Source organism: Streptomyces formicae (assembly GCF_002556545.1).
Lineage (GTDB): Bacteria > Actinomycetota > Actinomycetes > Streptomycetales > Streptomycetaceae > Streptomyces > Streptomyces formicae_A.
Genome location: NZ_CP022685.1, coordinates 3,731,325 through 3,755,000 on the forward strand (window position 1 = coordinate 3,731,325; position 23,676 = coordinate 3,755,000).

Here is a 23,676-nt window from a genome sequence, read left to right on the forward strand (position 1 = left end):
GAAACCACTCGCGGGGATCCCGTCAGGCCGCGAGCCGCTCTGCCTCCGCGACGGCCTCCGCGAGACTGTCCACCACCGGAACCCCGGCGACCTCCAGGCTCCGCCTGCTGTGCGAACCCCCGGTGTAGAGAACGGCCCTGGCCCCCACGTGAGCGGCGGCCACGGCGTCGTCCACGGCGTCCCCCACGACCACGACCCGCTCCACGGCCACCACCTCGCCGAGCGCATCGAGGTGCCGCACCATCCGCTCGGCCTTCCCCGCGTGGGAGTCGTCGGTCCGCCCGTCGATCCGCACGAAGTGCTCCTCGATCCCGTGCCGACGCACGATCGGCACCAGGTGCTCGTGCGGAGCCAGCGACAACAACGACTGCGTACGTCCGTCGGCCCGCCGGGCGGCCAACAACTGCGCGGCCCCCTCGGTCAGCCCGCAACTCTCCACCCGGGCCCAGTAGTGCTTGTGGAAGACGGCGTCCATGACCCGCCACTCCGCGTCGCTGGGCAGCCGCCCGATCAGCCGCTCGTAGAACTTGGGAATCGGCACGCAGTACAGATCGCGATACCTCTCCAGCGTGATCGCCTCGAGCCCGATCTCCGCGAACGAGGCGTTCGTGGCCTCGATCACCGTGTGTATGTCATGCAGGAGGGTCCCGTTCCAGTCCCACACGATATGCGCCCCGCGCAACAGCTTCCCCATACCCAAACGCTACCCGCCACCCTCACCCCCGCACCGCCGGAGGGGACACCCCACCCGCAGCCGCGAGCGCGCCTGAGGGGACGTGGGGGTATGTGCGCACGGAGCACATAAGTAACCGGGGCACGGAAGCATCACCATTGGCAATGCTCTGGGACGGCGAGTACGCACATACCCCCGCGGCCCCGCCCCCACGACGGCGGCTGGCGGGGCAACCCCCACCGGGCCGCAGCCGCGAGCGCGCCCGAGGGGACCCCGAGGCCCCGCCCCACAGACGACCCCAAAGCGACACCAGCCCCGGCAACGCCCAAGGCGCCCCCGCCCGCACGCTCAGTCGATCAGCCCCGGAATCTCCTGCACCGCGAACCACAACAGCTCATGATCCTCCGCCCCGTCCACCACGAACCGCGCGTCGTCGTCCCCCTGATCCGCCGCCCCCAGCGCGGCCGCCGCGGCCCGCACGTCCTCCTCCGCGTCCCCCGAGTCCACATGCACCGCCGCCGCCTTCCCCAACGAAAGCCCCGCGGCGATCCGCACCTCCCCGAGCGCCCCCTGATCGAGCCCCCGGTCCGGATCGGCCACCGCCACCCCGTCGGGGACATCCGCCGCGAGCACGACGCGCCGCCGCGCCGCATCCGGATCCCCCGCCACCAGCCGCAGCGACGCCGCCGCGGCCCGGTTCAGCGCCGCGTACTCCAGTTCCTCGATGTCATCGGAGACGTACCACTCCCGCAGCGCGGGCGTCACGGCGTAGGCGACCAGCGGTCCGGGCGCCACCTCCCCGGCCTTGTACGCCTCCGCGAGCCGGGGCAGTGTCAGGGGAACGTAGACGCGCATGACTGACCGCTTTCGTCCGTGGCCGCAGAGAGCCTTCGTGGCCGGTGAGAGGCCCAGGATACGTGCGGGAGTCCCCCTTCGAGGTGCCCCCGCCACCGCGCGAACCGTCGACGCGCGTCCCGGCATTCACCCGGTACCGCCCAGCGCCCACCGCACTTCGCGGGCCCCCGGCCACCCGGATAGGTGAACCCCTAGACCCCCGCCCGCGCCCCCGCCGATCCCTTGCGACCCCCACCGCGCCCGCCGTACAAGATCCCCAACAGAAAAGTTACTTACCGGTATCGCAGGAGGACCCATGCGCAAGGTGATGACCAGGCCACGCCGACGCCCACCCACGGGCCGGCCACCGACGAGCCGCCCGCCCACCCGCACGGACAGCCGCCGCCCCACCCCGACCCGCCAGCCACCACCCCGTACGACCCCGTCCGCGTCTCCGCCCGCGCCCCCGGCGGCGATCCCGGCCCAGCCACCCCCGCACCCCACGGAACTCTTCGCCGAACGCCTGGTCCTGGTCCTCAGCGGCCAACGCCCCATGCACTGGGTGGCCCGCCACATCGCCAACACGGCCTTCGACGACCTGGCGCGCCTGGCGGAGCTCCGCCCCCTGGGCACGGACGGCGGACACCGCCCCACGATCCACCGCATCGGCCACTACCAGCCGCACCCGGAGACCTACGAGGTCTTCGCCCGCATCGCGACGGGCCCGAGGCTCAGGGCGCTGGCGTTCAGGCTGCACCTCGGCACGGACAGAAAGTGGCGCTGCACGGCGGTGGAAACGGAACGCACACCCTGAAAGAGCCCGAGCCGAAGAGCCCAAGCCAAAGGGGCCGACCCCAAAGGCCCGGCCCCTCCAACCTCACGTCCAGCCTCACGCCAAAAGCGCAGCTACACCTGACGGCGCCTACTTCTTGCGGCGACGCCCGCCCTTCTGGGCCTTGCGCCGCTCCGCCCGGGTCATCCCGTCCGACTCGGACCGCACACCCTCACCATCCGTGGCGAAGTCGCCCTCGTCGATGCCGCCCTCGGCGTTCGGCGCCTGGAAGTGCAGACGGTCCGGACGCTGCGGAGCCTCGAGCCCCTTGGCGCGAATCTCCGGCCGAGCGGCACCCGCACCGGCCGGAACCGCGTCCTGCGCGCCGTCCTTGGTGAGCGACGGCGCCGCGTCCTCGACGGGAACCTCCTCGACCTGCTGCTCGACCTGGACCTCCAGGTTGAACAGGTAGCCGACGGACTCCTCCTTGATGCCGTCCATCATGGCGTTGAACATGTCGAAGCCCTCGCGCTGGTACTCGACCAGCGGGTCCTTCTGCGCCATGGCACGGAGGCCGATGCCCTCCTGGAGGTAGTCCATCTCGTAGAGGTGCTCACGCCACTTGCGGTCGAGCACCGAGAGGACGACCCGCCGCTCCAGCTCCCGCATGATGTCGGAGCCGAGCTGCTCCTCACGCGCCTCGTACTGCTGGTGGATGTCGTCCTTGATGGAGTCGGAGATGAACTCGGCGGTGAGGCCCGCGCGGTCACCCGCCGCGTCCTCCAGCTCCTCGACGGTGACCTTCACCGGGTAGAGCTGCTTGAAGGCGCCCCACAGCCGGTCCAGGTCCCACTCCTCGGCGAAGCCCTCGGCGGTCTCGGCCGCGATGTACGCGTCGATGGTGTCGTCCATGAAGTGCGTGACCTGGTCCTGGAGGTCCTCGCCCTCCAGGACGCGCCGACGCTCTCCGTAGATGACCTCGCGCTGCCGGTTGAGGACCTCGTCGTACTTGAGGACGTTCTTCCGGGTCTCGAAGTTCTGCTGCTCGACCTGCGACTGGGCGGAGGCGATCGCGCGCGTGACCATCTTGTTCTCGATCGGCACGTCGTCCGGCACGTTGGCCATGGCCATCACGCGCTCGACCATCTGCGCCTTGAACAGACGCATCAGGTCGTCACCGAGGGACAGGTAGAAGCGGGACTCGCCCGGGTCGCCCTGACGTCCGGAACGACCGCGCAGCTGGTTGTCGATGCGGCGCGACTCGTGCCGCTCGGTGCCGAGGACGTAGAGCCCGCCGAGTTCCTTGACCTCTTCGAACTCCGCCTTGACGGCCCGCTCGGCCTTCTCCATGGCGGCGGGCAGCGCCGCGGCCCACTCCTCGACGTGCTCGACGGGGTCGAGGCCGCGCTGGCGCAGCTCCGCCTCCGCGAGGTCGTCGGGGTTGCCGCCGAGCTTGATGTCGGTGCCTCGTCCCGCCATGTTCGTGGCGACGGTGACGGCGCCCTTGCGGCCCGCCTGGGCGACGATGGTCGCCTCACGGTCGTGCTGCTTCGCGTTCAGCACCTCGTGCTGGACACCGCGCTTGGAGAGCTGCTGGGAGAGGTACTCGGACTTCTCCACGGAGGTCGTACCGACCAGGATCGGCTGACCCTTCTCGTGCTTCTCCGCGATGTCGTCCACGACGGCCGCGAACTTGGCGACCTCGGTGCGGTAGATCAGGTCGGACTGGTCGGCGCGGACCATGGGCCGGTTCGTCGGGATCGGCACGACGCCCAGCTTGTAGATCTGGTGGAACTCGGCGGCCTCGGTCATGGCCGTACCGGTCATTCCGGAGAGGCCGCTGTCGTAGCCGTCGCGCTTGTAGAGGCGGAAGAAGTTCTGCAGGGTGATGGTCGCCAGGGTCTGGTTCTCGTCCTTGATGTCCACCCCTTCCTTCGCCTCGATCGCCTGGTGCATGCCCTCGTTGTAGCGGCGGCCCGCGAGGATACGGCCGGTGTGCTCGTCGACGATCATGACTTCGCCGTCGATGACGACGTAGTCCTTGTCGTTCTTGAAGAGCTCCTTGGCCTTGATGGCGTTGTTCAGGTAGCCGACCAGGGGCGTGTTCACCGACTCGTACAGGTTGTCGATGCCGAGCCAGTCCTCGACCTTGGCCACTCCGGACTCGTGGATGGCGACGGTGCGCTTCTTCTCGTCGACCTCGTAGTCGCCGGTCTCCTCGATGCCCTTCAGCTGGTTGCCGGGCTCGCCCTTGGTGAGGCGGGTGACCAGCTTGGCGAAGTCGCCGTACCACTTGGTGGCCTGGTCGGCGGGGCCGGAGATGATCAGCGGCGTACGGGCCTCGTCGACGAGGATCGAGTCGACCTCGTCGACGATCGCGAAGTTGTGGCCGCGCTGGACCAGTTCGTCCTGCGACCACGCCATGTTGTCGCGGAGGTAGTCGAAGCCGAACTCGTTGTTCGTGCCGTACGTGATGTCGCAGTTGTACTGCTCGCGGCGCTGGGCCGGCGTCATGTTGGCCAGGATGCAGCCGACCTGAAGGCCCAGGAACTTGTGGACGCGGCCCATCATTTCGGAGTCGCGCTCGGCCAGGTAGTCGTTCACCGTGATCAGGTGGACGCCCTTGCCGGAGAGGGCGTTCAGGTACGCGGGCAGCGTGCCGACCAGGGTCTTGCCCTCGCCGGTCTTCATCTCGGCGACGTAGCCCATGTGCAGCGCGGCGCCGCCCATCATCTGGACGTCGTAGTGGCGCTGGCCCAGGACGCGCTTGGCGGCCTCACGGACCGTCGCGAAGGCCTCGGGCAGCAGGTCGTCGAGCGTCTCGCCGTCGGCGAACCGCTCCTTGTACTCATCGGTAAGCGCGCGCAGCTCGGCGTCGGAGAGGCTGACGAAGTCCTCTTCGATGGAGTTGACCTGGTCCGCGATGCGGTGCAGTTTGCGCAGGATCTTGCCTTCGCCTGCACGCATGATCTTCGAGAGGACGGACACGGGGGTTGGTCTCCTTGCCGGTCGGGCCTGGCATGGTCGGTTTTACTCGTTGGGCAACGGCCATCGTATGCGAGGACCCGGCTGCGCCGGGAGGTCTGCCCTGAGGTCAACGGGCGAGGAGCGCCGAAGGTGCCGGGTTGTGCCCATGAGTGCTGCCGAGTTGTGATCACGAAGGTATGCCCGGTGATCACCTTCGACCGGCGAAAAGGGCTGGCCACCTGGACCGCGTCCCCGCAGAATCGCCTGATGGAGCCCGTCACCCTCGCCACCGAGCGCCTGAGCCTGCGCACCTTCACGCCCGCCGACACGGGCGAGGTGTACGAGGCCTGCCAGGACCCCGACATCCAGCGCTGGACCACGATCCCCTCGCCGTACGCCCGCGCGGACGCCGACGGCTTCGTCAACCGCATGGTCCCGGACGGCTGGCGGCACGACACCGAGTACACCTTCGCCGTCCGCGCCCTGGAGGGCGGCCCGCTGGTCGCCGCCGCCAGCCTGCACCACCCGCGCTCGGGCGCCTGGGAGGTCGGCTTCTGGACCGCGAAGGAGCACCGCGGCCGCGGCTACATGACGGAGGTCGTGCTGGGCCTCGCCCGCTGGGCCTTCACCGACCTGCGCTGCACGCGCCTGGAGTGGCGCGCCGAGGTCGGCAACACCGGCTCGCGGTCCGTCGTCGAGAAGGCGGGCTTCACCGTCGAGGGCACCCTCCGCGGCGGCCTGCTGAACAAGGGCACCCTCCGCGACAGCTGGGTCGGCGCCCTGCTCCCCTCGGACCTCGGCCTGCCCTCGCACCAGCCGTACCTGCCCGCGAGGACCTGACGCCGGTGCCTGACGCGGGGCCGGACGCCCCCGCCCGGCACCGGGTCGCCGATCTCCCGGCCGATTGTCAGTGCCGACCCCTATCGTTTCGCCCATGACGAGCCTGCCGCGCCCCGCCCTCGCACTCTCCGCCGACGAGGCCCGCCGCATCGCCCTGCGCGCCCAGGGCTTCCTGGGCGCCCCGGACCGGAAGTCCGGCGTGCGGGGCGTGCTGCGCCACCTCGGCGCGGTCCAGCTCGACACGATCTCGGTCCTGGCCCGCTCCCACGAACTCATTCCGTACGCACGCCTGGGCGCGGTCGGCCGCGACCGCGTCGAGGCGGCGTACTGGGGCAGCACGACGGGCCCGGGCCCCGCGCGTCCGCACGCCTTCGAATACTGGTCGCACGCCGCGTGCATCCTCCCCATCGAGGAGTGGCCGCACTTCGCCTTCCGCCGCCGCGCCTACCGCGCCCGCCCGCACTGGCACCACGACCTGCCCGACGGCGCGTACGACCAGGTGATCAAGCAGCTGCGCGCCGAAGGCCCCCTCACGGCCACGGAGTTGGGCGGCGCGAAGAACAAGGGCGAGTGGTGGGACTGGTCGGAGTCGAAGATCGCCGTCGAGCGCGCGCTGATGTACGGCGAGGTGGTGTGCACCGACCGCCGCTCCTGGAAGCGGGTGTACGACCTCGCGGAGCGCGCCGTCCCCGGCGAGCTGCTCCACGACGACCTGGACGACGCGGAGTGCCTGCGCCGCCTCGTCAGGCTCGCGGGACAGTCGCTCGGCGTCGGCACGCGCGCGGACATCGCCGACTACCACCGCCTCAAGGGCGAGCAGTTCGACGCGGTGGTCGGTGACTCGGGCCTGGTGCCGGTGACCGTCCAGGGCTGGGACAAGCCCGCCTGGGCGGACCCCGAGGCCCTGGAGACCACGCCCCGCGGCCGCCACCGCACGACGCTGCTCTCCCCCTTCGACTCACTGGTCTGGGAGCGGGCGCGCACGGAGCGGATCTTCGGCTTCACCCACCGCCTGGAGGCGTACGTGCCCAAGCCCAAGCGGATCCACGGCTACTTCGCGATGCCGCTGCTCGCGGGCGGCAAGCTGATCGGCCGGGTCGACCCGGCGCGCGAGGGCAAGGTCCTGGTCGCCAAGCAGGTCTCGCTCGACTCCGCCAAGGCGGTCGCCCCGATGGCCCAGGCGCTGCGCGAGGCGGCGTCCTGGGTCGGCTGCGACTCCGTGGCCGTGGGCCGGGTGAACCGCCCCGAGCTGACGGCGGAGCTGACCCGCGCCCTCGGCTGACCGCGCCGCACCGGGCGGCTACCGGATTTCGAGGATCTTCTCCCGCATCGCGTAGACGACGGCCTCCATCCTGGAGTGCAGCTGCAGCTTCTCCAGGATGTTGCGCACGTGGTTCTTCACGGTGTTCTCGGAGATGAACAACTCCTTGGCGATGTCGCGGTTGTTCATCCCCGTGGCGACCAGCTTCAGGACTTCCAGCTCGCGGTCGGTGAGGCGCGGCGCGGGCACCAGCCTGCGCTCGTCGGTGCGCTGGATCATCGACTTGAACTCGGTGAGCAGCTTCGACGCCATCGAGGGGCTGATCTGCGACTGCCCGTCGGCCACCGCGCGGATCGCCGTGGCGACCTCGTCCGTGGAGATCTCCTTGAGGAGATAGCCGGTGGCGCCCGCCTTGATCGCGTCGTAGAGGTCGGCCTCCTCGTCGCTGATCGTCAGCATGATGATCTTCGCGCTCGGCGCCACCTCCTTGATGGAGGTGCACGCCTCGATGCCGCCGCGCTTGGGCATGCGTACGTCCATGAGCACGATGTCGGGCAGCAGGTCCGCGGCCTTGTCCACCGCCTCGGCGCCGTCGCCCGCCTCTCCGACGACCTGAATGTCCTCCTCGGCGGCGAGGACGATCTCCAGGCCCCGGCGGAAGAGGGCGTGGTCATCCACCACAAGGACCCGGATGGGCTCCTTGCGCGGGGCGCCCGCTTGCGTGCCGATGCCGATGCCGTCCCCGGCATCCTCATCACGCATCGGTCCGAAGCTGTCCGCCATCGTTCCTCCCCCATGAAGGCCGTGGCCTGGTTGTACCTCTGCTGCGCCAACCCGGGGCGGCAGCACACCGGTTGGCCGGCCCGCCCATGATTTCATGCCCGGCGCCGGTACGGTGCGCGCACTGGTCGCACGAGGGTGCCCCTGGGGGCGCACGACGCGCTCCAGGGGCACCACGGCGGCGGTCACGGGGCAGCGTCAGCCGCCGAGGGCACCGCCACCACCGGCCGTCTCGGGCCTGGTGACCATCGGGTCGGTGTTGAGGCGGATGACGCCGTAGTCATAGGCGTGCCGCCGGTAGACGACGCTGGGTTCCTTGGTCTCGGAGTCGACGAACAAGTAGAAGTCGTGTCCGACCAGTTCCATCTCGTAGAGGGCCTGGTCGAGCGACATGGGGGCCGCGACGTGTGTCTTCTCGCGGACCACGAGGGGGCCGTCACCCTGGACCTCCAGCGAACCGATCTTCTTGACCGGGACGCCGTCCGGCTCCTCGTCGCGCGCGACGGACCCGTCCCCGTTGAGGTACGCGGCGTCCGGGACGCGCTCGGCGACCTCGGCGGCGGAGAGCCTGCCGTTGCCGCGCCGGTTGTGGCGCTTCTCGTGCTGCTTGCGCAGCCGGGCGTCCAGCTTGGCCGTGGCCAGGTCCAGCGCCGCGTAAGGATCGGCCGCCGAGGCCTCCGCGCGAATCACGGGCCCACGTCCGCGGACGGTGATCTCCACGCGGTCGGAACGGTCGGCCTGACGCGGGTTGGTTTCCTTGGACACCTCGACGTCGAGGCTGATCACCTTGCCGTCGAGCTTCTGGATCTTGTCCAGCTTCAGCTTCTCGGCCACGTGCTTGCGGAACCGCTCGGGCACCTCGGTCTTGCGGCCCTTGACGACGATGTCCACGCAGAACTCCGTTCCCGGATCGCTCCGCTCCTGTGGCGGAGCAACTCCCTTTTGCACCAAGCTCCGGTGACTCCCGGAGCCTCGGACTCGGTGACTTCCACCTCCTCCTCCCCCGTGGACAAGATCTCCACCCCACCGGTACGGGTGATTACGAAAACCCGGCAACCGGCATTCCGATATACGAGGTACGGCGTCCGCCATTCCTCACAACCGAACATATCTCGCCCGGACGGATGTCGTCACCCTCTACGGGCTCGTACCTCCATTCAGGTGTATCGACCCTCTCATCACCTGCAACGACGCAAGTTCTCAATCAGTTCCGGTTTATTTCGAAGGATTCCGGTGAAGCGGCCACAACCGCCGCACTGATCCTGTTCTCCAGGCCCATTACCGGGCCTCGCGCGGCCCCGGATACGGGTTTCCGGGCGGTCTCGATCCCCGTGTTCTCTTGCGTGCGCACTTCACGTATTGCGCGCGCGGCCTCGGCCAATGAGGCACCGGTGGTCATCAGGTCGTCCACGAGAACGACCCGGCCACCAGGCGCCAGCAGCCCGGCGCCCATGGCGGTCACCTCCAGGGCGCCCGCCAGATTGGCCTGCCGCTGCCGGGACCCGAGCCCCGACTGGTCGGCCACCGCACGCCGTTGACGCAACACCGCGAGCACCCGCGCCGGGACACCCGCACGCCGCAGCTCACCCGCCGCGGCGAGCGCGATCCGCCGCGCCGGGTCGTGCCCACGCGCCCGCACCGAGGCACGCGACGACGGGACGGGGACGAGCGACAACGGCACCGTGCGCCCCTGTGAACCGCCGTGTGGGCCGCCTACCCAGGATTGCGCCCCACTATCACCCGTCACCCCTGATTCGCCCCGCAGAACGCCGCACACGGCCTCCGCCAGCGCTTCTCCCAGCGGCCTCGCTAGCCCCAGGGCGCCACGCTCCTTGTGTGCGAGCAGTACGGCCCGCACCGCGTCCTCGTACGGCGCGGCGGCGTGCACCACGGGCAGCCCCCGCGGCTCCGGCTCCGGCCGCACCCGGCGCGGCGCGGTCCCGCACAGGGCGGCACGGCACTCGACACAGAGCGCCGCACGCGGTCGCCCGCATCCCGCGCACTCCGTCGGCAGCACCAGGTCGGTCAGGTCCTGCCACCAGCCCCGCATGTCCACCACTGTGCCAACCGACGGGCCACGCGGCCACCCCTGTGGATAACCCCCTGTGGACAACCTCCCGGGCGACATCAAGGACGCCGTCAAGGAGCGACATCGTGGGGCGACGTCACGGGACACCACCCAGGCGACCGGGTGGGCAACTCACCGCCAGCCCAAGGGTGTTCGGGAAACCCGCAGCCTCACCCCGGATAGACCGGAGCCGCCCCTTCCTTCACCACCGTCTGCCACTGCGCCCCCGTGGGCAGCCGCACGATCCCGTCGTCCGAGTGCGCCACCAGCGGCTGCCGCTCGTCCTCCGACGCGGCGATCTCCTTCACGCCGGTCAGACCGGGCAGCGCGGTGCCGGGACGCACCGATCCGTCGCACTGGACGTACCGCATCTGCTGCACTCCGCCGGACTCGCGCCCGACCACCACGAGCCGACTGCCGCCCGCCCATGACATGGCCGTGACCTCCTCCATCTGCGGTGCCGCCTGAGTGGGTTCGAGCACCGAGATGTCCGGCTTCTCGCCCTCTCCGCCACCGGCCCGCTCGACCCGGCCGATCCACAGCGACTTCTTCCCGCCCTTCTCCACGAGCAGCGCGACGCGCACGCCGTCGGCGGAGACCCGCACCTCCTCGATGTGCCCGTCGAGACCGGAGACGTCGACCTGGAGCGGCTCGCCCTCGCCCTGACCGAACCAGAGCAGCCGAGGCCGCTTCGGATCGCGGTCGGCCACCCACAGATCGCCCCTGCCGTCCCAACTCGGCGTGGAGAGGCGGTCCTCCTCCAGCTTGGCCTTGCTGCGCACCTGCGCCTTGTGGAGCTCGCCGTTCGCGTCGAGCGACCCGACGTACAGCGAGCGCCCGTCGTACGACACCCCCGCCGCACGCCTCTCGTCGCGCGAGACCGCGGCCGAGCGCAGCGGCTGGTCACCGCTGCCGATGGCGCCGAGGACCGGCTCCGGTTCCGCGGTGCTGCCCGCGGCCGCCGGCATGCGCACAAGCCGCTTCTTGTCGTCGATGAAGTACTGGAAGTCGGGGCGGTCCGCGGTGCGGTGCGGCGCGATCGACTCGGCGCGCTCCTCGCTCAGCACGCAGAGCATCGAGCCGTTGGACCGCTGCAACTGCACCTCCTCTACCCCGGACGACGTCAAGTCCTGGAGCGTGAAGAGCAGTTGGGCCGCCATCTCGCTGCAACGGCGCTGCCCGGTGCGGTCGGCCCGCGAGTTCAGCTGCACCGTCAGCTTGTTCTGGTCGTCGGGGGTCAGCGACTTGTCGGGATCCTTGAGCTTCGTACCACTGCTGAAGCTCGAATCCGCCACCTGGTCAAGCCAGTTGGTGGGCCCGTGCAGGAGCGACTTCACCGTCTCGGTCAGCGGATCGATGCGCTGGCGTATGTAGATGGGGTCGGCGACGAGCGCCCGCTGGCCGTCCGCACCCATCCCGGACGCGCGCGTGGCGTAGTAGTACTTGTTGACGGACCGGTAGATGCGCTGGAAGTCGGACTCGCCGAGCACCACGCCCGGCGGCAGCCTGTCGATGCGCCAGGGACCGCCGGGGCCGCCCTGCTGACTGAGGTGGACGGTCTGCTTGTACTGCCGCTCCTGGGGGCGGTACGCGTGCTGCTCGTCCACCGTCGCGACCTCGCGGCCGGTCAGCGAGAACGTACGCCCGTCGCTGTCATTGCCCGCGTTGCCATCCGCGCTCGTGTTCGGACCGTCGGCGAGCACCGTCGTGGACCGCTCGGGGTGCCAGTTCTTCGACGCCTCGCTCGTCAGATACTTGCGCGCCATCGCGAACTGCGGATCATCACTGGTCAGCGCCTCAAGGAAGCCCTGCACGATCTCCACGGCGCGGGCACCCTCGCGCGGCGGCATCGCGTAGACCCTGACCTGCGACTGGGAGTCCGGACGCTGCGAGGCGTCGACGGACTTCAGGTTCCCGCTGTCGGGCATCGAGGCGCACCCGGCCAGCAGCGACACACAGCCGGTCAGCAGCAGCCCGGTACGCAGCGGACGCCGCCCTCGGCCCGTCCGCCGGCCCGTTCCACGGCCTCTCCCGTCGGGGTCAGCGCCCACGAGTGCTCTCCTCTTCCTCCGCGGCCCCGTCCCCGTCCAGCGCGGGACGGTCCACCTCGGGATCGTCCACCTCGGGATCACCCAACTCGGGATCGCCCAACTCGGCATCCCCCAGCGCCTCATCGTCCACCGGCCGACGCGACACGACCCGCGCGCCACTGCCCGGCAGCGCCGTCGGATCCACGTCCACGGCCGCGGCCTGCAGCAGCCGGGGCGGTATCGGCCCCTTCGCCGGTACGGGCGGCGGCACCCTCTCGGCCGACGTCTGCGCGGGCACCGTGGCGAGCTTGCTCGTGCCGCCGAGCGGCAGCCCCGCGTCGTTCAGGCCGCGGTGGCGCCGCGAGTCGTCCGGCTCCAGGGGTATCGGCGAACCGCGCAGCGGCTCGTCCGCCGTACGCGGCAGCGTGAGCCTGAACTGCGAACCGCCGCCCGGCTCGCCCCACGCCTGCAGCCAGCCGCCGTGCAGCCGCGCGTCCTCAAGCGCGATCGACAGGCCGAGCCCCGTACCACCGGTGGTACGCGCGCGTGCCGGGTCAGCGCGCCAGAAACGGCTGAACACCCGCGTCGCCTCGCCCGGCTTGAGCCCCACTCCGTAGTCACGCACCGCGACCGCGACCGCGCCACCGGCCGCCGCGAGCCGCACCACGACGTCCTTGCCCTCGCCGTGCTCCACGGCGTTGACCACGAGGTTGCGCAGCACCCGCTCCACCCGCCGGGCATCGGCCTCGGCGACCACGGGCTGCTGGTCCCCCACGATCCGTATGTGCGTGCCCTTGCGCTCGGCGAGCGGCTCCGCGCCGCCGACGACCCTTCGTACGACTTCCCTGAGGTCTATCGCCTCGGCCTCCAGAGCCGCCGCACCGGCGTCGAACCTGCTGATCTCCAGCAGATCGGCGAGCAGCGACTCGAACCGGTCCAGCTGATCGGCGAGCAGCTCCGCCGACCGCGCGGTCACCGGATCGAAGTCCACCCGCGCCTCGTGGATAACGTCGGCGGCCATCCGCACGGTCGTCAGCGGCGTCCGCAGCTCGTGCGAGACGTCGGACACGAACCGCCGCTGCATCCGCGACAGCTCCTCCAGCTGCTGGATCTTCAACTGGAGGTTCTGCGCCATCTTGTTGAAGGCCTCGCCGAGCCGCGCGATGTCGTCCTCGCCGGTGACCTTCATGCGCTCCTGGAGGCGCCCCGCCGACAGCCGCTCGGCGATGCCCGCCGCCATCCGCACGGGCGTGACGACCTGGCGCACCACCAGCCAGGCGATGGCGCCGAGCAGCACCACGACGAAGAGCCCCGCGGTCGCGAGGGTCGTCCTGACGAGGTTGAGCGACTCCTCCTCCTGCGTCAGCGGGAAGAGGTAGTAGAGCTGGTACGGGTCGCCGTTGAGGTCGTTGAGCCGCTTGCCGATCACCAGTCCCGACTGGGGCGCGCGCCCGTCGTCGTAGACGATGCGCGTATTGGCCTGGTAGACCTCGGTGCCCTCGTCGACCCTGCGGCGCAGCTCCTCGGGCACGCTCAGGATCGGCTCCACGCCGCCCGAGGCCCGCGAACCCCGCACGCTTCCCGCGTCACCCGCCGAGGTGGGGCTCAGCGTCACCACGGCGAACGCGTTCTGCCCACCGCTGGAGAGCTGCTCGACCAGGTCGGACATCCACACGGCGGCATTGCGCCCGTCCGCGGTACTGCCGCCGTCCTGCCCCTGCCCGGTGCCGCTCTGCCGAGCCGCGTTCACATTGTCCTGGGCCGCCCGGAAACCTCCGTCGGCCTGGCTCTGCGACGCCTTCACCTTGGCCTTGAGCAGGCCGTTGTTCACCGAACTCATGACGGCGAAGCCGAGCATGAGCACCACGCCAAGCGACATCAGCAGGGTCGTGACGACGACCTTGAGCTGGATGTTGCGCCGCCACAGCCGCACCGCGGGCAGCAACGGGCGGCGCACCCAGCGCGCGAAGAGCCGCAGCACGGGGCTGCCCTGCACCCCGCCCTGCAACAACAGCCCGCCGTCGACGAGCCGCCCGAACCGGGACGCGCGCCGCGCCGGTCCAGTCCGCCCCGAGCGAGACCCCGGATCCCCGGGCGCCGAGGAGGAACTGTCCCGGGACACGTCAGCTCGGTCCGGCCTTGTAACCGACGCCACGGACGGTCACCACGATCTCCGGCCGCTCAGGGTCCCGCTCGACCTTCGAGCGCAACCGCTGGACGTGCACGTTCACCAGGCGGGTGTCCGCCGCGTGCCGATAGCCCCAGACCTGCTCGAGCAGCACCTCACGCGTGAACACCTGCCACGGCTTGCGGGCCAGCGCGACCAGGAGGTCGAACTCCAGCGGCGTCAGCGCGATCGACTGCCCGTCCCGCTTCACGGAGTGCCCCGCCACGTCGATGACCAGGTCACCGATGGCCAGCTGCTCCGGCGCGGGCTCCTCCGACCTCCGCAGCCTGGCCCGGATCCGGGCCACCAGCTCCTTCGGCTTGAACGGCTTGACGATGTAGTCATCCGCCCCCGACTCCAGACCGACCACCACGTCCACGGTGTCGCTCTTGGCCGTGAGCATCACGATCGGCACCCCGGACTCCGCCCTGATCAGGCGGCACACCTCGATGCCGTCCCGACCGGGAAGCATCAAGTCCAGCAGCACAAGATCCGGCTTCGCCTCCCGGAAAGCGGCCAGCGCCTTGTCGCCATCAGCTACGAACGACGGCTCAAAACCTTCACCACGCAGCACAATCCCGAGCATCTCGGCCAGTGCGGTGTCGTCGTCGACGACAAGGACTCGTCCCTTCATGCCTGACATCATCCCATTAGCTAATCGTTACCTGGCGTGACCTGGCACACAGCTCGACAAGGCCCTCTGCTGTCACAGGTGACAGAACGCCCTCTTCCGTGACGATCGCCGTGACCAACTCCGGCGGTGTCACGTCGAATGCGGGGTTGTACGCCTGGGTCCCCAGGGGTGCCACCGGAATACCGCCTCCCGCTTCCCTCCCGGTCACCGGCGCGTACGGCACCGTGACCTCCGTCACTTCATGGCCGGACCGCAGCTCCACCTCGATGGACGCCCCGTCCGGGGTGGCCGGGTCCACCGTCGTCACCGGCGCCACCACGATGAACGGCACGTGGTGGTACCGCGCGAGCACGGCGAGCGGATAGCTCCCCACCTTGTTCGCCACCGAACCGTCGGCCGCGATGCGGTCCGCACCGATCAGCACGGCATCCACCTCCCCCGCCGCGAACAACGAACCCGCCGCGTTGTCCGTGAGCAAGGTGTACGCCATTTCGTTGCGCGCCGCCTCATAGGCGGTGAGCCTGGCCCCCTGCAGCAGCGGCCGCGTCTCGTCCACCCAGAGCCTGCGCAGGCTCCCCTCCCGATGCGCCTTGAGCGCGACCGCGAACGCCGTGCCCTCGCCGCCGGAGACGAGCGCCCCCGTGTTGCAGTGCGTGAGGATCCGGTGCCCGCCGCCGGGCAACAGCTCGTCGAGCAGCGCCAGACCGTGCGCCGCCATCTCCGCGCTGGCCCTGGCGTCCTCGGCGTGCAGCGCCCTGGCCGAGGCCAGCGCCGCACCGGCCGCCCGGTCGACACCCTCACCACCGGCTATCGCGGTGCGGTACGCCACCTGCGCCCTGCGCACACCGTACGCAAGGTTGACAGCGGTGGGCCGCGCCCCCGCCAGCGCGTCCGCCGCCTCGTCCACGTCGAACCCTCGGACGGCGGCCAGCGCGACGCCGTACGCCCCCGCGATGCCGAGCAGCGGTGCCCCGCGCACCGCCAGGGTCCTGATCGCCTCCACCAGAGCCGGTGCGTCGGTGCACACCAACTCGCTTTCCTCGCCCGGCAGCCTGGTCTGGTCGAGGAGGACCAGCACGGGCCCTTCAGGGGGTTCGTCCCAACGGATCGCGGGGATCGCCGGGATCGCCGGGAGCTCGGTCGGCCGTGTGTGCTCGCTGGATTGCGCGTACTGATCAGCCATCCGCCCAGTCTGCCCCGTACCCATCGGACAATTGAAGGTCTCCAGCCCCTACGGCGCCCGGCCCCCGCGTCGGTGCACCGTGACACGATGGCTGACAACCTGCCGCCGCAACCGCGGACGGGCACCGTGAAGGAGCGACGATGAACGACACTCCGGGCTGGGCCTCGCCCGGATCTGCCCCCTCCGACGGACCGGACTCCGGCAAGCCGGACTCCGCCGAGCCCACGGACGCCGCCCCGCAGAGCGGCCCGTCCTCGAAGTGGTCCAAGGAGCAGCCGCCGCCCGCCCAGTGGTCCCCGCCCAGCACCCCGGGCCCGGGCCAGACCCCGCCACCTCCGCCTCCGCCGCCCGCACAGGGCGGCGGCTGGGGCGGACAGCGCCCCGGCGGTCCCGGCGCCCCGGGAGGCCCCGGTGGCTACCGAGGCTGGGGCGCGTGGCAGGGCCCGCCGCCCGCCGCCAAGCCCGGCGTCATCCCGCTCCGCCCGCTCGGCGTGGGCGAGATCCTGGACGGCGCGGTGTCCACCATGCGCGCCCACTGGCGCACGGTCCTCGGCATCTCGCTGACGGTCGCCGTCCTCACGGAAGTCGTCGTCGTCCTCCTCCAGGGCCTCGTCCTGAACGACACCGTCGACACGGACGCCCTGAACGACCCGAGCGCGACCCTCGGCGAACTGACCCGCGCCATGGGCGACACGATGCTCAGCTCCGGAGTGGTCCTCGGGATCACCTTGCTCGGCACGATCGTCGCGACGGCCCTGCTCACGATGGTCACCAGCCGCGCCGTGCTCGGTAAGTCGGTGACCACGTCGGAAGCCTGGCAGGACTCCCGGCCCCAGCTCGCCAAGCTCTTCGGCCTGACCCTGCTCATCCCGCTCATCGGCGCCGCGGTCGTCGCCATCGGCATCCTGCCCGGCGTACTGATCGCGCTGGCGGGCGCCTCCGAGGCAGGCACCAGCCTCGCCGTACTCGGCGGTCTGGCCGCGAGCGTCGCCGCCCTCTGGCTCGTGGTCCGCTTCTCGCTCGCCTCGCCCGCGCTGATGCTGGAGAAGCAGGGCGTCAAGAAGTCCCTCGCCCGCTCGGTCAAGCTCGTCAACGGCTCCTGGTGGCGCGTCTTCGGCATCCAGCTGCTCGCCGCGATCATCGCGAACGTCGTGGCATCGATCATCGTCATCCCGTTCACGTTCATCGCGGGCGCGCTCAGCGGCGACGGCGTCACGGGCTTCCTCGACAACGCGGGCGAACTGGGCTGGACCTTCCTGATCGTCAGCGGCATCGGCTCGGTGATCGGCTCCATGCTCACGTTCCCCATCACGGCCGGGGTCACCGTGCTGCTCTACATCGACCAGCGCATCCGCCGCGAGGCCCTCGACCTCGAACTCGCCCGCGCCGCCGGCCTCCCCGGCCACAGGCCCACCACGCCCGGCACCCCGGGGAGCTGATGCGGTGACGGCGGCGGGGGCAGTTCTCACGAGGCTCGGGGCAGCACCGCTCCTGCCGCGCACCGGCGACGACCCTCCGGTGACGATCCCGCGCGACCCCGCGCGGGAAGCGGCCGAGCGCGAACTGTCCAAGCCGATGTACCACGAGAACGACCCCAGCCTCTTCCAGCGAGCCCTGAACCGCTTCTGGGGCTGGGTCGAGGACCTGTTCTCCGCCGCCTCGGGGGCCACCCCGGGCGGCGGATTCGGCCTCCTGGTCATCGTCCTCGCCGTCGTCCTCCTGGCCGCGGCCCTGTGGTGGCGCCTCGGCACCCCGCACCGCACACCCACCTCCGCGCCGCCCCTCTTCGACGACCGCCCCCGCAGCGCCGCGGAACACCGCGCGGCCGCCGAGGCACACGCGGCCCAGGGCCACTGGAACCAAGCCCTCCAGGAACGCATGCGCGCCGTCGTCCGCTCCATGGAGGAGCGCGCCCTGCTGGACGTACGCCCCGGACGCACCGCCGACGAAGCGGCGGCCGAAGCGGGCCGCACGCTTCCCTCCCACGCCGGTCGACTGCACACCGCCGCCCGGGAGTTCGACGACGTGACGTACGGCGGCCGCACCTCCGACGAACCGGCATACCTGCGCATCGCCGAACTCGACCGCGACCTCGAACGCACCAAACCGGTCCTGACGAACAGCGCCCACACCACAGCGAGCAGCAGCTCCCAGGGAGCCGCCGAATGACCGGCTCCACCAACTCCACCGGCTCCACCGAGACCGACACCGCACGACAGCCCGGCACACCCCCGCGCCCGGCCACGACCGCAGCCACCGGCACAGCCGCCGCCTCGACGTCGACCTCGGCCACCCCCCGCCAGCTCTGGACCCGCACCCGCGGCATCGCCCTCGCCCTGGTCGTCCTCCTGGCGGCGGCCGTCGCCATCGCCGCGGTCCGCTCCGGCGCCCAGCACGGCCGCCTCGACCCGCGCGCCACCGACCCCTACGGCAGCCGGGCCGTCGCCGAACTCCTCGCCGACCGAGGCGTATCCACCCGCGTCGTCACCACCGTCGACGAGGCAAGGACCGCGGCCGGACCCGACACGACCCTCCTCGTGGCCAACCCCGACGTCCTCACTAGGCGCCAGCAGTCCCGCCTGCACGCGGCCACGGCGGACTCCGGCGGACGCACCGTCCTCGTCGCCCCCGGCACCCCCTCGGTCAGCACCCTCGCCCCCGGGGTCACCGCGGACGGCGTCCCCAGCACCGACTCCGCGCTCTCCCCCGGCTGCTCCCTGCCCGCGGCCCGCCGCGCGGGCGACGCCGACATGGGCGGCATCCGCTACGACGCCCTCGCCCCGGACGCCGAAGCCTGCTACCTCAGCGACGGCCTGCCCAGCCTGCTGCAACTCCCCACCCCCCGTGGAAAGGGCGACACCGTCGTCCTCGGCGCCCCCGACATCCTCTACAACGACCGCCTCGACCAGCGCGGCAACGCCTCGCTCGCCCTCCAACTCCTGGGCTCACGCCCCCACCTGGTCTGGTACCTCCCCTCTCTCTCCGACGACTCCGCCGCCACCGACGACGAACGCCGCGGCTTCTTCGACCTGATCCCCTCCGGCTGGGGCTGGGCCACCCTGCAACTCACCCTCGCCGCCGCACTCGCCGCCCTGTGGCGCGCACGCCGCCTCGGCCCCCTCGTCCTCGAACGCCTTCCCGTGGCCATCCGCGCCTCCGAAACCGTCGAAGGCCGCGCCCGCCTCTACCGCAAGGCGAACGCCCGCGACCGCGCGGCCACCGCACTGCGCACCGCCACCCGCAGCCGTCTCGCCCCGCTCGTCGGCGTCTCCCCCGCCCAGGCGCACGCACCCGAGACCCTGCTCCCCGCGCTCTCCACCCGATTCCCCTCCCCCGACCGAGACCTGCTCCCTCTCCTCTTCGGGCCGCCTCCCGGCAACGACGCAGCACTCATCGCCCTCGCCGACCAACTCGACGCCCTCGAAAGAGAGGTACGCCATTCATGATGGACCCGACCACTGACAACGCCGGGCCCACCGGAGATCCCCGCAGCTCACGCGCTTCCCTCGAAGCCCTGCGCGCCGAGATCTCCAAGGCCGTGGTCGGCCAGGACCCCGCCGTCACCGGCCTCGTCGTCGCGCTCCTGTGCCGCGGCCACGTCCTCCTCGAAGGCGTCCCCGGCGTCGCGAAGACCCTGCTCGTACGCGCTCTCGCCGCATCCCTCGAACTCGACACCAAGCGCGTCCAGTTCACCCCCGACCTGATGCCGAGCGACATCACGGGCTCCCTCGTCTACGACGCCCGCACCACCGAGTTCTCCTTCCAGCCTGGCCCGGTCTTCACCAACCTCCTGCTGGCCGACGAAATCAACCGCACCCCGCCCAAGACCCAGTCCTCGCTCCTCGAAGCGATGGAGGAACGCCAGGTCACGGTCGACGGCACCCCGCGCCCCCTCCCCGATCCCTTCCTTGTCGCGGCCACCCAGAACCCGGTGGAGTACGAGGGCACGTACCCCCTCCCCGAGGCCCAGCTGGACCGCTTCCTGCTCAAGCTGACGGTCCCGCTCCCCTCCCGCCAGGACGAGATCGACGTCCTCACCCGCCACGCCGAGGGCTTCAACCCCCGCGACCTGCGCGCCGCGGGCGTACGCCCCGTAGCGGGCCCCGCCGACCTGGAAGCCGCCCGCGCCGCCGTCGCGAAGACCACCGTCTCCCCCGAAATCACCGCCTACGTCGTGGACATCTGCCGCGCCACCCGCGAATCCCCGTCCCTCACGCTCGGCGTCTCCCCCCGCGGCGCGACGGCCCTGCTCTCCACGGCCCGCGCCTGGGCCTGGCTCACCGGCCGCGACTACGTCATCCCCGACGACGTGAAGGCCCTGGCCCTCCCCACGCTCCGCCACCGCGTCCAACTGCGCCCCGAGGCCGAGATGGAGGGCGTCACGGCGGACTCCGTCATCAACGCGATCCTCGCCCAGGTCCCGGTCCCCCGCTGATGGCCCTCACCGGACGCACCGCCCTCCTGGCGGCCATCGGCAGCCTCCCCGTAGGCATCTGGGCCCCCGGCTGGACCGGCATGCTCGCCGTCAACGCTCCGCTCGCCCTGGCCTGCGCCTGCGACTTCGCCCTGGCCGCCCCCGTACGCCGACTGCGTCTGACCCGCTCCGGCGACACCTCCGCACGCCTCGGCGAAACCGCCGACGTCGACCTCACCGTCACGAACCCCTCCGGCCGCCCCCTGCTCGCCGAGCTCCGTGACGCCTGGCCCCCCAGCAGCTGGCAGCCGGGCACCGAGGTCGCCGCGTCCCGACACCGGTCCACGATCCCGGCCGGCGAGCGCCGCCGTCTCACGACCCGCCTGCGCCCCACCCGCCGCGGCGACCACCACGCCGACCGCGTCACCATCCGCTCGTACGGCCCCCTCGGCCTCTTCACCCGCCAGGGCAGCCACCAGGTCCCCTGGACCGTCCGCGTCCTGCCCCCGTTCGCCAGCCGGAAGCACCTGCCCTCCAAGCTGGCCCGCCTGCGCGAACTCGACGGCCGCACCAGCGTGTTGACCCGCGGCCAGGGCACCGAGTTCGACAGCCTCCGCGATTACGTCCCCGGCGACGACACCCGCTCCATCGACTGGCGCGCCACCGCCCGCCAGTCCACCGTCGCGGTCCGCACCTGGCGCCCGGAACGCGACCGGCACATCCTTCTGGTCCTCGACACCGGCCGCACCTCGGCAGGCCGCGTCGGCGACGCCCCGCGTCTCGACGCCTCCATGGACGCGGCACTCCTCCTCGCCGCCCTGGCTTCCCGGGCAGGCGACCGCGTCGACCTTCTCGCGTACGACCGCCGGGTGCGCGCCCTCGTCCAGGGCCGAGCGGCAGGAGAAGTCCTGCCCTCCCTGGTCAACGCCCTGGCCACGCTCGAACCCGAACTCATCGAGACCGACGCCCGTGGCCTCACCGCGACGGCCCTCCGCACGGCCCCCCGCAGCTCCCTCATCGTTCTCCTCACCAGCCTCGACACGGCCCCGGTGGAAGAGGGGCTGCTCCCCGTACTCTCCCGCCTCACCAAACGCCACACCGTCCTGGTCGCCTCGGTGGCCGACCCGCACATCGAGCAGATGGCCACGTCCCGCGGCACAACAGAGGCGGTGTACGACGCGGCGGCCGCAGCCCAAGCTCAGTCAGAACGCCACCGCACGGCAGAACAGCTCATGCGCCGAGGCGTAACGGTCGTGGACGCCACCCCGGACGAGCTTGCCCCGGCACTGGCAGACGCCTACCTGTCCCTCAAAGCCGCAGGCCGTCTCTGACAGAGAAGAAAAGAGATGCAGAGGAAGAGCCAGGGAGAGCGAAAGGGCCCGGAACGCAGAAAACCCCCGCACCATGTGGTGCGGGGGTTTTCCCTAAAAATAGTTCGGCGGCGTCCTACTCTCCCACAGGGTCCCCCCTGCAGTACCATCGGCGCTGTGAGGCTTAGCTTCCGGGTTCGGAATGTAACCGGGCGTTTCCCTCACGCTATGACCACCGAAACACTATGAAACTGTCAACCGGAGCCGTGGCACATGGCTACGACGGTTGTTCGTGGTTTCAGAACCAACACAGTGGACGCGAGCAACTGAGGACAAGCCCTCGGCCTATTAGTACCAGTCACCTCCACCCGTTACCGGGCTTCCAGATCTGGCCTATCAACCCAGTCGTCTACTGGGAGCCTTAACCCCTCAAAGGGGGTGGGAATACTCATCTCGAAGCAGGCTTCCCGCTTAGATGCTTTCAGCGGTTATCCTTTCCGAACGTAGCCAACCAGCCATGCCCTTGGCAGGACAACTGGCACACCAGAGGTTCGTCCGTCCCGGTCCTCTCGTACTAGGGACAGCCCTTCTCAATATTCCTACGCGCACAGAGGATAGGGACCGAACTGTCTCACGACGTTCTAAACCCAGCTCGCGTACCGCTTTAATGGGCGAACAGCCCAACCCTTGGGACCGACTCCAGCCCCAGGATGCGACGAGCCGACATCGAGGTGCCAAACCATCCCGTCGATATGGACTCTTGGGGAAGATCAGCCTGTTATCCCCGGGGTACCTTTTATCCGTTGAGCGACGGCGCTTCCACAAGCCACCGCCGGATCACTAGTCCCGACTTTCGTCCCTGCTCGACCCGTCGGTCTCACAGTCAAGCTCCCTTGTGCACTTACACTCAACACCTGATTACCAACCAGGCTGAGGGAACCTTTGGGCGCCTCCGTTACTCTTTGGGAGGCAACCGCCCCAGTTAAACTACCCATCAGACACTGTCCCTGATCCGGATCACGGACCGAGGTTAGACATCCAGCACGACCAGAGTGGTATTTCAACGTTGACTCCACGAACACTGGCGTGCCCGCTTCACAGTCTCCCACCTATCCTACACAAGCCGAACCGAACACCAATATCAAACTGTAGTAAAGGTCCCGGGGTCTTTCCGTCCTTCTGCGCGAAACGAGCATCTTTACTCGTAGTGCAATTTCACCGGGCCTATGGTTGAGACAGTCGAGAAGTCGTTACGCCATTCGTGCAGGTCGGAACTTACCCGACAAGGAATTTCGCTACCTTAGGATGGTTATAGTTACCACCGCCGTTTACTGGCGCTTAAGTTCTCAGCTTCGCACGCCCGAAAGCGCACTAACCGGTCCCCTTAACGTTCCAGCACCGGGCAGGCGTCAGTCCGTATACATCGCCTTACGGCTTCGCACGGACCTGTGTTTTTAGTAAACAGTCGCTTCTCGCTGGTCTCTGCGGCCACCCCCAGCTCAGACAGTAAATGTCATCACCGGTGATGGCCCCCCTTCTCCCGAAGTTACGGGGGCATTTTGCCGAGTTCCTTAACCATAGTTCACCCGAACGCCTCGGTATTCTCTACCTGACCACCTGAGTCGGTTTAGGGTACGGGCCGCCATGAAACTCGCTAGAGGCTTTTCTCGACAGCATAGGATCATCCACTTCACCACAATCGGCTCGGCATCAGGTCTCACCCTTAATGAGTGGCGGATTTGC

The 23,676-nt window shown here is 70.1% G+C and carries 18 protein-coding genes and 2 rRNA genes (1 of these 20 cut by a window edge); 8 read left to right on the forward strand and 12 right to left on the reverse strand.

All coding sequences use genetic code 11. From position 1 onward, the window contains the following. Positions 1-22 precede the first annotated feature (22 nt). Together KY5_RS15975 and KY5_RS15980 are read right to left on the reverse strand one after the other, a co-directional pair. Entirely contained in the window at positions 23-694 is a 672-nt protein-coding gene (locus KY5_RS15975; RefSeq protein ID WP_098242885.1) for an HAD family hydrolase, read from the reverse strand. A 327-nt stretch (positions 695-1,021) separates the two neighbouring features. Beyond that, positions 1,022-1,528: a DUF6912 family protein gene (locus KY5_RS15980; protein ID WP_098242886.1), complete on the reverse strand. Its 507-nt coding sequence runs from the start codon at positions 1,526-1,528 to the stop codon at positions 1,022-1,024. 295 nt (positions 1,529-1,823) lie between these two features. Here KY5_RS15980 and KY5_RS15985 point away from each other — a divergent pair, with 295 nt between their 5' ends. After that, the gene (locus tag KY5_RS15985) at positions 1,824-2,321 is read left to right on the forward strand and encodes an Rv3235 family protein (protein ID WP_098242887.1); all 498 of its coding nucleotides are present in this window, start codon (positions 1,824-1,826) and stop codon (positions 2,319-2,321) included. 108 nt (positions 2,322-2,429) lie between these two features. Here KY5_RS15985 and secA read toward each other — a convergent pair whose 3' ends face one another. Beyond that, complete coding sequence (secA, locus tag KY5_RS15990; RefSeq protein WP_098242888.1) at positions 2,430-5,267, reverse strand: preprotein translocase subunit SecA; 2,838 nt, start codon at positions 5,265-5,267, stop codon at positions 2,430-2,432. A 246-nt stretch (positions 5,268-5,513) separates the two neighbouring features. On the opposite strand from secA, the gene KY5_RS15995 reads away from it, so the two are divergent. Both KY5_RS15995 and KY5_RS16000 read left to right on the forward strand, forming a co-directional pair. Next, positions 5,514-6,086, forward strand: a complete 573-nt coding sequence (locus KY5_RS15995; RefSeq protein WP_098247281.1) for a GNAT family N-acetyltransferase — start codon at positions 5,514-5,516, stop codon at positions 6,084-6,086. 94 nt (positions 6,087-6,180) lie between these two features. Next, a complete protein-coding gene (locus KY5_RS16000; protein ID WP_098242889.1) occupies positions 6,181-7,368 on the forward strand; it encodes a winged helix-turn-helix domain-containing protein in 1,188 nt (395 codons plus the stop codon). A gap of 18 nt (positions 7,369-7,386) precedes the next feature. Here KY5_RS16000 and KY5_RS16005 read toward each other — a convergent pair whose 3' ends face one another. From KY5_RS16005 to mtnA, 7 genes are all read right to left on the reverse strand, one after another. Further along, on the reverse strand, positions 7,387-8,130 hold the full coding sequence (locus KY5_RS16005) for a response regulator (protein ID WP_055543608.1): 744 nt from the start codon (positions 8,128-8,130) through the stop codon (positions 7,387-7,389). 195 nt (positions 8,131-8,325) lie between these two features. Continuing rightward, positions 8,326-9,018, reverse strand: a complete 693-nt coding sequence (gene hpf / locus KY5_RS16010) for a ribosome hibernation-promoting factor, HPF/YfiA family (protein WP_418952782.1) — start codon at positions 9,016-9,018, stop codon at positions 8,326-8,328. 313 nt (positions 9,019-9,331) lie between these two features. After that, positions 9,332-10,177, reverse strand: coding sequence for a ComF family protein (locus KY5_RS16015; protein WP_098247282.1), 846 nt, complete (start codon positions 10,175-10,177; stop codon positions 9,332-9,334). 188 nt (positions 10,178-10,365) lie between these two features. Continuing rightward, the gene (locus KY5_RS16020) at positions 10,366-12,123 is read right to left on the reverse strand and encodes an LpqB family beta-propeller domain-containing protein (RefSeq protein ID WP_098247284.1); all 1,758 of its coding nucleotides are present in this window, start codon (positions 12,121-12,123) and stop codon (positions 10,366-10,368) included. A 112-nt stretch (positions 12,124-12,235) separates the two neighbouring features. Continuing rightward, positions 12,236-14,347 (reverse strand): MtrAB system histidine kinase MtrB, encoded by a 2,112-nt coding sequence (gene mtrB, locus KY5_RS16025; protein WP_098242891.1) that lies wholly within the window; start codon positions 14,345-14,347, stop codon positions 12,236-12,238. Between the two features lies 1 nt (position 14,348). Beyond that, the gene (mtrA, locus tag KY5_RS16030) at positions 14,349-15,038 is read right to left on the reverse strand and encodes a two-component system response regulator MtrA (RefSeq protein ID WP_189176211.1); all 690 of its coding nucleotides are present in this window, start codon (positions 15,036-15,038) and stop codon (positions 14,349-14,351) included. A 4-nt stretch (positions 15,039-15,042) separates the two neighbouring features. Then, on the reverse strand, positions 15,043-16,209 hold the full coding sequence (gene mtnA, locus KY5_RS16035) for an S-methyl-5-thioribose-1-phosphate isomerase (protein WP_098247283.1): 1,167 nt from the start codon (positions 16,207-16,209) through the stop codon (positions 15,043-15,045). Between the two features lie 140 nt (positions 16,210-16,349). Between mtnA and KY5_RS16040 the strand changes: the two genes are divergently transcribed. The 5 genes from KY5_RS16040 to KY5_RS16060 are packed head-to-tail and all read left to right on the forward strand — an operon-like array spanning position 16,350 to position 21,954. After that, positions 16,350-17,648, forward strand: coding sequence for a hypothetical protein (locus KY5_RS16040; protein ID WP_098242892.1), 1,299 nt, complete (start codon positions 16,350-16,352; stop codon positions 17,646-17,648). A gap of 4 nt (positions 17,649-17,652) precedes the next feature. Next, positions 17,653-18,378, forward strand: coding sequence for a DUF4129 domain-containing protein (locus KY5_RS16045; protein ID WP_418952783.1), 726 nt, complete (start codon positions 17,653-17,655; stop codon positions 18,376-18,378). Further along, positions 18,375-19,655: a DUF4350 domain-containing protein gene (locus tag KY5_RS16050; RefSeq protein ID WP_098242893.1), complete on the forward strand. Its 1,281-nt coding sequence runs from the start codon at positions 18,375-18,377 to the stop codon at positions 19,653-19,655. Before KY5_RS16045 ends, KY5_RS16050 begins: the two co-directional genes overlap by 4 nt. Beyond that, positions 19,655-20,644: an AAA family ATPase gene (locus KY5_RS16055; protein WP_098242894.1), complete on the forward strand. Its 990-nt coding sequence runs from the start codon at positions 19,655-19,657 to the stop codon at positions 20,642-20,644. Before KY5_RS16050 ends, KY5_RS16055 begins: the two co-directional genes overlap by 1 nt. Continuing rightward, entirely contained in the window at positions 20,644-21,954 is a 1,311-nt protein-coding gene (locus KY5_RS16060) for a DUF58 domain-containing protein (protein WP_098242895.1), read from the forward strand. Before KY5_RS16055 ends, KY5_RS16060 begins: the two co-directional genes overlap by 1 nt. Before the next feature lie 102 nt (positions 21,955-22,056). Here KY5_RS16060 and rrf read toward each other — a convergent pair. Together rrf and KY5_RS16070 are read right to left on the reverse strand one after the other, a co-directional pair. Then, positions 22,057-22,173: ribosomal RNA gene (gene rrf / locus KY5_RS16065) — 5S ribosomal RNA — on the reverse strand. Between the two features lie 88 nt (positions 22,174-22,261). Continuing rightward, positions 22,262-23,676 (reverse strand): 23S ribosomal RNA (locus tag KY5_RS16070) (it continues 1,708 nt past the right edge of the window).

Coding starts and splice junctions, on each gene's coding strand:
- mtnA (WP_098247283.1), bottom strand. CDS start 16,209: ATGGCTGATCAGTACGCGCAATCCAGCGAGCACACACGGCCGACCGAG.
- KY5_RS15985 (WP_098242887.1), top strand. CDS start 1,824: ATGCGCAAGGTGATGACCAGGCCACGCCGACGCCCACCCACGGGCCGG.
- KY5_RS16040 (WP_098242892.1), top strand. CDS start 16,350: ATGAACGACACTCCGGGCTGGGCCTCGCCCGGATCTGCCCCCTCCGAC.
- KY5_RS16005 (WP_055543608.1), bottom strand. CDS start 8,130: ATGGCGGACAGCTTCGGACCGATGCGTGATGAGGATGCCGGGGACGGC.
- KY5_RS15980 (WP_098242886.1), bottom strand. CDS start 1,528: ATGCGCGTCTACGTTCCCCTGACACTGCCCCGGCTCGCGGAGGCGTAC.
- mtrA (WP_189176211.1), bottom strand. CDS start 15,038: ATGATGTCAGGCATGAAGGGACGAGTCCTTGTCGTCGACGACGACACC.
- KY5_RS16020 (WP_098247284.1), bottom strand. CDS start 12,123: ATGCCCGACAGCGGGAACCTGAAGTCCGTCGACGCCTCGCAGCGTCCG.
- KY5_RS16015 (WP_098247282.1), bottom strand. CDS start 10,177: ATGCGGGGCTGGTGGCAGGACCTGACCGACCTGGTGCTGCCGACGGAG.
- KY5_RS15975 (WP_098242885.1), bottom strand. CDS start 694: ATGGGGAAGCTGTTGCGCGGGGCGCATATCGTGTGGGACTGGAACGGG.
- KY5_RS16050 (WP_098242893.1), top strand. CDS start 18,375: ATGACCGGCTCCACCAACTCCACCGGCTCCACCGAGACCGACACCGCA.
- KY5_RS16055 (WP_098242894.1), top strand. CDS start 19,655: ATGGACCCGACCACTGACAACGCCGGGCCCACCGGAGATCCCCGCAGC.
- KY5_RS15995 (WP_098247281.1), top strand. CDS start 5,514: ATGGAGCCCGTCACCCTCGCCACCGAGCGCCTGAGCCTGCGCACCTTC.
- KY5_RS16060 (WP_098242895.1), top strand. CDS start 20,644: ATGGCCCTCACCGGACGCACCGCCCTCCTGGCGGCCATCGGCAGCCTC.
- KY5_RS16000 (WP_098242889.1), top strand. CDS start 6,181: ATGACGAGCCTGCCGCGCCCCGCCCTCGCACTCTCCGCCGACGAGGCC.